This is a genomic window from Lentzea aerocolonigenes, assembly GCF_000955955.1.
Taxonomy (GTDB): domain Bacteria; phylum Actinomycetota; class Actinomycetes; order Mycobacteriales; family Pseudonocardiaceae; genus Lentzea; species Lentzea aerocolonigenes_A.
Genome location: NZ_JYJG01000045.1, coordinates 90,072 through 101,044 on the forward strand (window position 1 = coordinate 90,072; position 10,973 = coordinate 101,044).

Here is a 10,973-nt window from a genome sequence, read left to right on the forward strand (position 1 = left end):
CGCGGACCGCACCGCGCCCAACGGGTCCGCACCCAGCCGTCGCTGCTGCACCGCAGCCCAACAGATCTTCAGGCAGCCATCACGGCGGCACCGCGCCTAAAGGGTCAACGATCCAGCGAATCGCGCCGCACCCCAACCGGGCCCGCACCCCAACCGGGTCCGCGCCCCACGGGTCCAGCGCCTCCCTGGGTCCGCGCCCCACGGAGTCCACGCCCTACGAGGCTGCAGGGGTTGCCGATCAACCTGCCACCGGAGGCACGCCTGACCCGGCCCCAAGGTCGTCCGGCCTACCCGACAGCCGGGAGCCCGCCGAGGTCACCAGGCTGGTCACCAGAACGCGCGGCCAGGCTCGTCGATCACGTCCAGCAGCGCGCCAGGCGAGGTCTGCGCGGGCACGTCCGGCAGCAGGTGCCAGCGAGTGTTGCGGTCGGGCCAGTACAGCCGCCATTGGGTGCCGTCGTGGCGCAGTTGTGCCACCGACAGCCGGGTCCACTCGGGCCCGAGGTCTTCACGCCATGGCGCGCGAAGTTCCACGATGGTCACGTTCGATCCCCGCACCGTGTACTCGACGCGGACCTGGTGGCGAACGTGCTCGGGGATGCGCTGTTCGCACCAGCGGGCGATCTGACGCAGGTGGGTGTCCGGGACGGCCATGGCGTCGATGGTCGCAGAGCACAGCGGCCGGCTCACAGGCGGTGGGCCCCCAGGAAGATCCTCAACGCCCGCAGGCCGGTGCGTGAATCGGCTTGCCCGAGCTCACCGCGTCGGACGACCACACCCCTGCTGGATCCTCGAACGCGACAGCCAGCGCGGTAACTCGGCCACGACCAAGCAGGTCTACCGCGTCGGCGGCATCACGCCCGCTGGTCGGCGTCGTGAACAACGACGCTCCGGCGAGTCGGTCTTCCCGCGCCTCGGCTGGAGCTGATCAACCCTGCTCGCCCGGCCTCAACGCGAGATAGGCCGGGCGCAGCAGGTCCACCACGTTCGAGCGGCGCACCGTGATCGGCACCGCGTTGAGCTGGTCCAGCACCGCGTCCACCCGCACCACCGCCGTGGGATCGCCGAGGTTCAACGAGGAAGCGGTTTGCCGCTGCCAGAAGGTGTCCAGGCACCGAGTCAGCGGCGGTGCCTCCTCGCGCGCGGCCACCGCGCGAGCGGTGCCGCGCAACGTGCGGAGGCGTTCCAGCAGGTCCTCACGGCCCCGACCGCGCCAGGCGAGGATCTCGAACGGGTCGTTGTCGAACGACTCGGCGAGCAGGTAGCAGGTGGCGGCGAGGTGCTTGCACGGCACCTCCCAGTCCGGGCAGCTGCAGTCCATCGTCATCTCACGCGACGACGCCGGGAACAGTTGCAGCCCAAGGGAAGCGAACAGCGTCTCGATGTCGGCCGGCATCTCCCCGGCCAGCAACTTGGCCGCGTACAAGGCTTTCCCGGCCAGCGCGTGCTCGATCCGCTGCCACTCCGGGTTGGTGAACGACTTGATCGCGATCCGCGCCTTGTACGGCGTCGGCCGCGAGCCCTGCACCAGCGCGATGACCATGCTGGTGGACAAGGAAAGCGACAGCACCTGCCCCTGGCGCGCGTAGTTGCGTCCCCGGGTCAGCCGGCCGCCCATGCCGAACGACTCCAGCACCTCGATGAACCGGCGCGACCACCAGGTGGCGCCGATGTCACCGCGTTTGCTGCGCGCCTTCAGACCGTTCTCGACCTTGATGGTCTTGCCGTAGCGAGGTCCTGACCAGTGCTCACTCACCGATGGCCTCCCCCGACAACGTCAGCAGGTCGCGCAGCTGCGAGGTCGACAGCTCGGTGAGCCAGTTCTCGCCGGCCCCCACCACCAGCTGCGCCAACGCGCGCTTCTCCTCGATCATCGCGTCGATGCGTTCTTCCAAAGTGCCGATGCAGACGAACTTGCGCACCTGCACGTTGCGGCGCTGCCCGATGCGGAACGCGCGGTCGGTCGCCTGATCTTCGACCGCCGGGTTCCACCAGCGGTCCAGGTGGATCACGTGGTTGGCGGCGGTGAGGTTGAGGCCGGTACCGCCTGCCTTCAAGGACAACAGGAACAGCGACGGGCCACGCGAGTCCTGGAAGCGCTCGACCATGCGGTCACGGGACGCCTTGGTCGTGCCGCCGTGCAGGAACATCACCTCGGTGTCGAAGCGCGCGGCCAGGTACGGCACGAGCATGCTGCCGAACTCGGTGAACTGCGTGAAGCACAACGCCTTGTCGCCCTCGGCGAGCACTTCCTCCAGAACCTCTTCGAGCCGCGCGAGCTTGCCGGAACGGCCGGCCACGCGCGAACCGTCGCTGAGGAAGTGCGCGGGGTGGTTGCAGACCTGCTTGAGCTTGGACATCGTCGCGAGCACCAAACCCTTGCGCTCGATGCCTTCCGACTCCTCGATCTTCTCCAGCATGTCGTTGACGACGGCCTGGTAGAGCGACGCCTGCTCGGTCGTGAGGTTGCACAGCTGGCGCATCTCGACCTTGTCCGGCAGGTCGCTGATGATGCGCGGGTCGGTCTTCACGCGGCGCAGCACGAACGGGTTCGTGATCTTGCGCAGCCGGGCGGCGGCGTCCTGGTCGTTGTGCCGCTCCACCGGGACGGCGAAGCGGGCGCGGAACGTGTTGATCGTGCCGAGCACGCCGGGGTTCGCGAAGTCCATGATCGACCACAGCTCGGCCAGCCGGTTCTCGACGGGCGTGCCGGTCAGCGCGACCCGGTGGCGTGCCTTGAGCTGCCGCACGGCCTGCGACTGCCGGGTGGCGCTGTTCTTGATGTTCTGCGCCTCGTCGAGCACCACGCGGTCCCAGGTCAGGTCGTTCAAAGCGTCGGCATCGCGAGCGGCCAGCGCGTACGTGGTGAGCACCAGGTCGTGGCTCTCGACGGCCTCGCGCAACGCGTCGCCGTCCAGCCGGTCCGCGCCGTGGTGCACGTGCACCGACAGCTCCGGGGTGAACCGGGCGGCTTCGCGCTGCCAGTTGCCCACCACCGACATCGGGCAGACCAGCAACGTCGGTGGCCGCTTGCCACCAGCGCGGTTCAACGCCTCGAGAGCCAGCAGCTGCACGGTCTTGCCGAGCCCCATGTCGTCCGCGAGGCAGGCGCCCAGGCCGACCTTGTCGAGGAACGCCAGCCACGCGAGGCCGCGCTGCTGGTACGGCCGCAACTGTGCACCGAAACCCGGCGGCGGCTCGACCGGTTCGAGCTGCTCGTCCGCCTTGCCGGACAACAGATCGCCCAGCCAGCCGTCCGCCTCGACGGACATCAACGGCAGCGGCAGGCTCTCGTCCGCCTCGGTCAGTCCACTGTGGAGCATCACTTCGGCCGCGGTCATCTGGCCGCCACCGCGCTTGAGGAACGCGAGCCCCGCGGCGAGCCGTTTCTGGTCGACCTGCACCCACTGGCCGCGCACCTTCACCAGCGGCACCTTGGCCCTGGCCAGCTCAGCGAGTTCGGCGTCGGTCAGCGTGTCCTCGCCGAGAGCGAGCTCCCACTTGTAGTCCACAATGGACTTCAGACCGATCTCGCTCTCCTTGGCGACGGTTCCGGCCGTGCCCCGGCTGCGCGTGGTGAGCTTCAGGCCCAGCCTCGTCGTCTGCTGCCACCACGACGGCAGCAGCACGCCGAACCCGGCCTGCGCCAGCACCGGAGCCGCGGTCAGGAACCGGTACGCACCCTCCGCGCCGACCTCCATCTCGGCCGGGTGCGACCCGCGCAACGCCTCGTCCAGGTCGGGGTGCAGCCTGCTCGCGCGCCCGAGGTCGGCCAGCAGGTGCTCCTGCGGTGCCGGGATCCAGCGCCGCAGCACGCCGTCGTCCGCGAACCACACCTGAGCCGCGGGCACCAGCACGCTCGGCTCGTCGACGGCCTGCAGCAGGAACTCGATCGCCCACTCGTCCTCGTCGCGCTGCTCGGGCGAGCGCAGCCGGAAGCACGTGCGCACCGGGCTCTCGGTGCCCGCGCTGTCCCGCCACCGGTCGAGCTGCTCGCGCAGTTCGTACAGCTCGACGGGGTCCGCCTCGAATGCCGGCTCCCCGGTGAGTGCGGCGAGCCAGGCCTCGGCGGTGGTGACGCGGCCGCGGTGCTTCTGGGCCAGCGCCACACCGTTCAACCGGCTTCTGACCTGCTCGTCCACCGCGGTCGTGAGCGCCGCGCGGACCAGTTCGGCCGGGTCGCTGACGATCTCCTCGCACCGGCACGCGGGCGGCATCGCTGCCTGCAGTGCCGCGAACCGGGCCGAGTCCGTGCCCGACAACACCGGCACCCACCGCGCCACCGCCTGGTCCGGCGCGACCGACGGCAGCACGCGCCCGCGGTCGACGAGATCGACGGCGAACCCGGCGACGTCGAACACGAACCGCGCGGAGTCGCTCAGCCGCACCTCCGCACCGAGCTCCGGCCTGGTCCCGGAGAGACCGATCGTGGGCACGGCCCACTGCCGCAGCTGCACCTTGCCGCGCTGCGCCCGTCCTGCCGCCAACGGGTCGCGCACCAGCTCCGGCGACGCCATCGGCCCAGATGAGAACGACGGCAGCAGCAAATCTCGCATGATCGTCTTGACGTCTTCGAGCCCGAGCGCGGCGGACAACTCCTCGGCCTGCGCCGCGAACGGGTGCGGCGCGTCCCGGCGCGTGCTCTCGCTGCGTGCGGGCAGCCCGGAATCCTCGGCCCACAGCGCGAGAACACCGTCGGTCGTGCACAGGCCATGCAGTACGAGCACCTTTCAACCCTATGTGTTCACATTGGCGCCATGGTCGAAGACTCCCCTGTCGTGCTGGACGGTCAGTCCCTCGGCGCCGACGACGTGGTGCGCGTCGCGAGGTACCACTCGCCGGTCGCCCTGCACGCCGATGGCCTCGAACGTCTCGAGGCGTCGTGGCGCGCGAGCCAGCGCCTCGTGGTGCGGCGACAGGTCTACGGCCGCACGACCGGCGTCGGCGCGAACCGCGACCAGCTCGTCAGCCACGAGGGCTGGGCGGAGCACGGCCTGCGCCTGCTGCGCAGCCACGCGGGTGGTCTCGGCGGCATGCTCCCCGAGGAACAGGTGCGCGCCATGATGGTCGTGCGCCTCAACCAGCTGCTGGCAGGGGGCGCGGGCGTGCGCAGATCCGTGGCCGACGCGCTGCTGGCGGCGTTGAACGGCAGCTGCTACCCCGGCGTGCACGAGTACGGCGCCATTGGCACCGGCGACCTCACCGCGCTGGCCGAGACCGGCTTGACGCTGCTCGGCGAGCGCTACTGGCTCGGCTCCACGCAGACCCCGGACCCGATCGAACTCGACTCGGGCGACGCGCTGGCGTTGATCAGCAGCAACGCCCTGACCATCGGCATGGCGGGTCTCGCCTGGCAGGACGCCCACCAGCTGCTGAAGGCCACCCACGTCGTGGCCGCGCTGTCTTTTCTGGCCGTGGACGGAGCCGTCGAGGCCTACGACGAACGCGTCCACCTCGGCCGCCCGCACCCCGGCCAGGTCGCGGTGGCCGCCGAGATGCGCCGCCTGCTGGCCGAGCCCTCCCGCCCGCCTGCCCGCATCCAGGACCCGTTCGGCTACCGCTGCTTCCCGCAGATCCACGGCCCGGCCGTCGACGCCGCCACCGACCTCGGCCGCGTGCTGGACGTCGAGTTCAACGCCGCCGCCGAGAACCCGCTGATCGTCGCCGACTCCTTCGGCCCAGAGGACGACGCCGCGTACCACCACGGCGCCTTCCACAGCGCGTACCTCGGCCAGGCTCTCGACCGGTTGCGGCTGTCGATGCTGCACACCGGCCACCTGTCGACCGCCCGCCTCGCCACCCTGGTGGAGCCGAACTTCACCGGCCTGCGCCCGTTCCTCGCCGAGGGCGTGCGCGGCAGCTCGGGCGTGATGATCCTGGAGTACAGCGCCAACTCCGCGCTGGCCGAGGTCCGCACCCTCGCCGAACCCGCGAGCATCGGCAACGCCGTGGTGTCGCGCGGCCAGGAGGAGAACTCGAGCTTCGCCTTCCAGTCCGCTTCGCAGGCGTTGCGGTCGATGAGCGCTTTCCGGCTGGTGCTGGCCTGCGAGATCGTGGCGGCGGTGCGGGCGTTGCGGCTGCGCGGTGTCCGCCCGGAGACGCCCGCTCTGCTGGCCGCATTCGAGATGGCGGAGTCGAAGCTCAACCCGGACATGTCGGATCGGCAGCTCAGCCCGGATGTCGAGGTCGCTTCCGGGTTGCTGGACGACTTCGCCTCCTGCTGACCGAATCCCGGCCTTGATCTCCACATAACTCGAGCTCTTACGGTCGATGCGACCAAGGTGATCGAGACGGGGGATGTGGTTGTGATGAGGGCTGTCCGCGTGCACGAGTTCGGTGGGCCCGAGGTGCTCCGCACTGACGAGATTCCGGCGCCGGTAGCAGGTCCGGGACAGGTGGTGGTCGGTCTGGCCGTCGCCGACGTGATCTTCCTCGACACGCTGTTGCGCGGCGGCTGGGGCGGCGAGTTCTTCCCGCGGCACCCTCCCTACGTGCCGGGCGGAGGCGGCGCGGGACACGTGCTGGCGGTCGGCGAGGGCGTGGACCCGGCCTGGCTCGGCCGTCACGTCGTCGGCCGCGGACCGGAGGGTTACGCGGAACAGGTCGTCTTCAGCGCAGAGGAGATCGTCGCGGTCCCGGAAGACCTGGGCTCGGCTGAGGCCGCGGCGGTGCTCCACGACGGGGCCACGGCGGTGAACCTCTCCCGCCGGGTGAAGGTCGAGCAGGGCGACTGGGTGCTGGTGACGGCGGCTGCGGGAGGAGCGGGTTCGCTGCTGGTGCAGCTCATGCGCGACGCCGGCGCGCGGGTCATCGCCGCGGCTCGCGGCGAGACCAAGCTCGCCCTGGCCCGCGAACTGGGTGCGGAGGTGACCGTCGACTACTCGCTCGACGGGTGGCAGCACCAGGTCCCCGCGGTCGGCGTGGCGTTCGACGGCGTGGGAGGAGCGCTCGGCAAGGCGGCGTTCGAGACGGTGGCCACCGGCGGCAGCTTCGTGACCTACGGCAGCTCGGACGGGTTCGCCGACATCGATCCGGAGCTGGCGAACGCACGGCAGGTGCACGTCGACAACGTGCTCGCCGCAGCGCCAGATCCGGCGACCGTGCGCGAACACCTCACCGAGGCACTCGACCTCACCGCGCAGAGCCGGATCCGCCCGGTGATCAGCGCGACGTACCCGTTGGCGCAGGCCGACAAAGCCCACCGGTCGCTCGAACAACGCACCACCCTCGGCAAGTCGCTGCTGCTGATCTGAACACCCGGAACGAGGCCGGGCTGCGCCGCCATCCCCGGTACGGCGCAACCCGGCTCGATCCACTAGCCGCCCGCCACCGACGGCAGGATCTGGATCTCCGCGCCCGCCGGTAGTGGCGTGGCGGGTCCGGAGAGGCGGCGGCACTCCTCACCGTTGACGTAGAAGTTCACGTAGCGCCGCAAGGAGGCGCGTTCGTCGCGCAGCCGCCGGTCGAGGCCGGGATAGGCGTCGGCGAGCACGTCCAGCGCCGCGCCGAGGGTGGCGGGCTCGGGGACATCGACGTCCAGGTGGGAAGCGCCGTCGGTGGCGGCGCGCAGGACGCCTGGGATCAGGACCGTCACCTTCACTTCGGGATCACCGCCTCGGAGTGCACGGCAACGAGCAGCGGCGTGAGGCCGGCGGTGGCCGGACGCGCGGCGGCCGGACCAGCGAGCACGGCGGTGGCCGGCCGCACGGTGGCCGAACCGGCGAACACGGCGGCAGCGGACCCAACGGCGCCTTGACCTGCCGGGGCGAGGCGGGTCACGTCGGGATCACCGCTGCCCGCACCGACATCACGTCCGGCAGGTGGGCCGCCACCTGGTGCCACGTCTCGCCCTCGTCCGGGCTCGCGTAGACCTCACCGGACCGCGAGCCGAAGTAGACGCCGGGCACGGAAGCGGTGTCGGTGCACATGGCGTCGCGCATCACGGCGGTCCAGAAGTTGTCCGGCAGGCCCGCGCCGAGGGCCTCCCAGGACGAGCCGGCGTCGCGCGAGCGGTAGACGCGGCACTTGCCCTCTGGCGGGAAGCGGCGGCCGTCCGCCTCGATCGGGAACGTGAAGATCGTGTCCGGGTCGTGCGGGTGGACGACCATCGCGAAGCCGAAGTCGGTGGGGAGGCCGTCGGCGATCGACTGCCAGGTGTCGCCGCCGTCGTCGCTGCGGTACACGCCGTGGTGGTTCTGGGCGTAGAAGCGCGAAGGCGCCGAAGGATGCTGCGCGACCTTGTGCACGCACTGGCCGAACTCCGGCCACGGGTCCGGGAAGAAGTAGGCCTTGATGCCCTTGTTGCGGGCCTCCCAGGACTTGCCGCCGTCGGCCGTGCGGTAGACGCCGCCTGTCGACATCGCGACCAGCACACGATCGGGGTCGACCGGGTCGGGCACGATCGTGTGCACCGCCTGGCCGCCGAAGCCCGCGGACCACTCCGGACGGTGCGGGTGGTTCCAGAGGCCCTCGACGAACTCGAACGAGCGGCCGCCGTCAGAAGACTTGAACAAGGCGGAGGGCTGGGTGCCCGCCCACACCACGCCCGGCTGCGAGGCCGGCGCCGGTTGGAGCTGCCACACGCGTTCCAGAGCGGCGTCCTCCACCGGGAACGAGATCGGTGGCGAGGACGACTCCTCCCACGACACACCGAGATCGTCCGAAATGGACACACCGGGGCCGAAGTGCGGTGAGGCGACACCGGCCAGCAGACGCACGCCGGAGCGGATGTCGAACGCGACCGCGTACACCTCCTGCATCGCGTGGTGCGGGCCGTCGACCTGCCACGTGATCCGATCCTCGCTGCGGGCGAGCCACAGCCCCTTGCGCGTACCGATCGCCACTACCACCGTCATCGCAACGCAGCCTCCCACCAGAGAATGTGATGCAGAGCACGCTACGCCTGGGGTCTGACAATTTCTGAGCAGAGGAGAAACCCCACGTAGACCCACAAGTTACTCACTGGTAGCGTCCGAAACGACCGACAAGGAGGCGCCACGTGCTGCTCGACCCGAACCACTACGACCCCGCCCACCTCGACGACGAGACCCGCCGCCTGCTCAGGGCCACGGTCGACTGGTTCGAGGCCCGCGGCAAGCGGCAGCTGATCGCCGACGCGCAGGACAAGGTCTGGTACGCCGAGTTCCTGGACTTCGTGAAGCAGCAGAAGCTCTTCGCCACCTTCTGCACGCCGGCGAGCGTCGACGGCACCAAGCGCTGGGACGCCGCCCGCAACGCCGCGTTCAGCGAGGTCCTCGGCTTCTACGGCCTGCAGTACTGGTACGCCTGGCAGGTAACGGTGCTCGGCCTCGGCCCCATCTGGATGAGTGCCAACGAGGAAGCCAAGCAGAAGGCGGCAGCCCTCCTCGACAGCGGCGCGGTCTTCGCGTTCGGCCTGTCGGAGAAGGAACACGGCGCCGACGTCTACAGCACCGACATGATCGTCACGAGGACCGCGGACGGCTACCGGGCCAACGGCAGCAAGTACTACATCGGCAACGGCAACGTGGCCGGCATGGTCAGCGTGTTCGGCAAGGAAGGCGACGACTACGTCTTCTTCGCCGTCGACAGCCAGCACGAGAACTTCAAGCTGGTCAAGAACGTCGTCGACAGCCAGATGTTCGTCAGCGAGTTCCGCCTGGACGACTACCCGCTGACCGAAAAAGACATCCTCCACCGCGGCCAGGACGCCTTCTCCGCCGCGCTGAACACCGTCAACGTCGGCAAGTTCAACCTCTGCACGGCCAGCATCGGCATCTGCGAGCACTCCTTCTACGAGGCGATCACCCACGCCCACAACCGGATCCTCTACGGCAACCCGGTCACGGACTTCCCGCACGTCCGCCAGAACTTCGTCGACGCCTACGCGCGCCTCACCGCGATGAAGCTCTTCGCGGACAGGTCAGTCGACTACTTCCGCACCGCGAACGACGACGACCGCCGCTACCTCCTCTTCAACCCCATCACCAAGATGAAGGTCACGAGCGAGGGCGAGAACGTCATCGACCTGCTCTGGGACGTCATCGCGGCCAAGGGCTTCGAGAAGGACACCTACTTCACCCGCGCCACCGCCGACATCCGCGCGCTGCCCAAGCTCGAGGGCACCGTGCACGTCAACCTGGCCCTGGTGCTGAAGTTCATGCCGAACTACCTCTTCAACCCCAAGCAGTACGACGAGGTCGGAAGCGTCCACGAGCCCAAGGACGACGACTTCTTCTGGCACCAGGGCCCCGCGCGTGGCCTCGGCAAGATCCAGTTCCACGACTGGGAACCGATCTACGCCGAGCACGCCCACCTGCCGAACGTGGCGCTGTTCCACGAGCAGGCCAAGGCCATCAAGACCTTGCTCACCACGGCGGCGCCCGACGCGGACCAGCAGAAGGACCTCGACTTCCTGCTGAACCTCGGCCACCTCTTCACCCTGGTCGTCTACGGCCAGCTGGTCCTGGAGCAGGCCAAGATCACCGGCACCGACGCAGCAGTGCTCGACCAGATCTTCGACGTCCTGGTCCGCGACTTCGCCGGCTACGCGACCGCCCTGCACGGCAAGCCGAGCAGCACCGAGGCCCAGCAGCAGTGGGCGCTCGCACAGATCCGCAAGCCGCACGTCGACCAGCAGCGCTTCGACACCGTCTGGCAGCAGGTCGCACAGCTCTCCGGCCAGTACGAGATGCGTCCGTAAGAACCCAATCGGGACACGAGGGGGCGAAGCCGACAGGTTTCGCCCCCTTGACGTATCGGTTACACAAACGTTTTCATGAGCACGCCGCCGCCCTCCCGAGCCTCAAGGAGCGCGTGCACGTGGATCACCGCAGATGGCGCACAGCCGCGCTGGCCGCTCTCACAGCCGCCGGCATCCTCATCGCACCCCAAGCCCAGGCAGCCGAGAAGCCCGAACTGGCCCTGACCCCGCCGATGGGCTTCAACAACTGGAACAGCACGCACTGCCGCAACGACTTCAACGAAGAGATGGT

9 protein-coding genes are annotated in these 10,973 nt (G+C 69.6%); 3 read left to right on the top strand and 6 right to left on the bottom strand.

Annotated elements, in window-relative coordinates; genetic code table 11:
- Positions 1 to 327: 327 nt before the first annotated feature.
- The 3 genes from UK23_RS08790 to UK23_RS08800 all read right to left on the bottom strand — a co-directional run bounded on the left by UK23_RS08790 (position 328) and on the right by UK23_RS08800 (position 4,727).
- Positions 328 to 654 carry a DUF3024 domain-containing protein gene (locus UK23_RS08790; RefSeq protein ID WP_045310918.1) on the bottom strand — a complete coding sequence of 109 codons (327 nt, stop codon included), beginning with the start codon at positions 652 to 654 and terminating at the stop codon, positions 328 to 330.
- A gap of 274 nt (positions 655 to 928) precedes the next feature.
- Positions 929 to 1,756 carry an SWIM zinc finger family protein gene (locus UK23_RS08795; RefSeq protein WP_045310892.1) on the bottom strand — a complete coding sequence of 276 codons (828 nt, stop codon included), beginning with the start codon at positions 1,754 to 1,756 and terminating at the stop codon, positions 929 to 931.
- Positions 1,749 to 4,727: a DEAD/DEAH box helicase gene (locus tag UK23_RS08800; RefSeq protein ID WP_045310893.1), complete on the bottom strand. Its 2,979-nt coding sequence runs from the start codon at positions 4,725 to 4,727 to the stop codon at positions 1,749 to 1,751. The genes UK23_RS08795 and UK23_RS08800 overlap by 8 nt, the downstream gene beginning before the upstream one ends.
- A gap of 30 nt (positions 4,728 to 4,757) precedes the next feature.
- Here UK23_RS08800 and UK23_RS08805 point away from each other — a divergent pair, with 30 nt between their 5' ends.
- Together UK23_RS08805 and UK23_RS08810 are read left to right on the top strand one after the other, a co-directional pair.
- Positions 4,758 to 6,224, top strand: a complete 1,467-nt coding sequence (locus UK23_RS08805; protein WP_045310894.1) for an aromatic amino acid ammonia-lyase — start codon at positions 4,758 to 4,760, stop codon at positions 6,222 to 6,224.
- Positions 6,225 to 6,308: 84 nt separating this feature from the next.
- The gene (locus UK23_RS08810) at positions 6,309 to 7,253 is read left to right on the top strand and encodes a zinc-binding dehydrogenase (protein ID WP_045310895.1); all 945 of its coding nucleotides are present in this window, start codon (positions 6,309 to 6,311) and stop codon (positions 7,251 to 7,253) included.
- Between the two features lie 62 nt (positions 7,254 to 7,315).
- Here UK23_RS08810 and UK23_RS08815 read toward each other — a convergent pair whose 3' ends face one another.
- The 3 genes from UK23_RS08815 to UK23_RS08825 are packed head-to-tail and all read right to left on the bottom strand — an operon-like array spanning position 7,316 to position 8,855.
- Positions 7,316 to 7,600 (bottom strand): MoaD/ThiS family protein, encoded by a 285-nt coding sequence (locus tag UK23_RS08815; protein WP_045310896.1) that lies wholly within the window; start codon positions 7,598 to 7,600, stop codon positions 7,316 to 7,318.
- Positions 7,597 to 7,779 carry a hypothetical protein gene (locus UK23_RS08820; RefSeq protein WP_045310897.1) on the bottom strand — a complete coding sequence of 61 codons (183 nt, stop codon included), beginning with the start codon at positions 7,777 to 7,779 and terminating at the stop codon, positions 7,597 to 7,599. Before UK23_RS08820 ends, UK23_RS08815 begins: the two co-directional genes overlap by 4 nt.
- Positions 7,776 to 8,855, bottom strand: a complete 1,080-nt coding sequence (locus tag UK23_RS08825) for a WD40/YVTN/BNR-like repeat-containing protein (protein ID WP_045310898.1) — start codon at positions 8,853 to 8,855, stop codon at positions 7,776 to 7,778. The genes UK23_RS08820 and UK23_RS08825 overlap by 4 nt, the downstream gene beginning before the upstream one ends.
- Positions 8,856 to 8,998: 143 nt before the next feature.
- Here UK23_RS08825 and UK23_RS08830 point away from each other — a divergent pair, with 143 nt between their 5' ends.
- Positions 8,999 to 10,681, top strand: coding sequence for an acyl-CoA dehydrogenase (locus UK23_RS08830; RefSeq protein ID WP_045310899.1), 1,683 nt, complete (start codon positions 8,999 to 9,001; stop codon positions 10,679 to 10,681).
- Positions 10,682 to 10,973: the final 292 nt, after the last annotated feature.

Coding starts and splice junctions, on each gene's coding strand:
- UK23_RS08825 (WP_045310898.1), bottom strand. CDS start 8,855: ATGACGGTGGTAGTGGCGATCGGTACGCGCAAGGGGCTGTGGCTCGCC.
- UK23_RS08805 (WP_045310894.1), top strand. CDS start 4,758: ATGGTCGAAGACTCCCCTGTCGTGCTGGACGGTCAGTCCCTCGGCGCC.
- UK23_RS08810 (WP_045310895.1), top strand. CDS start 6,309: ATGAGGGCTGTCCGCGTGCACGAGTTCGGTGGGCCCGAGGTGCTCCGC.
- UK23_RS08790 (WP_045310918.1), bottom strand. CDS start 654: ATGGCCGTCCCGGACACCCACCTGCGTCAGATCGCCCGCTGGTGCGAA.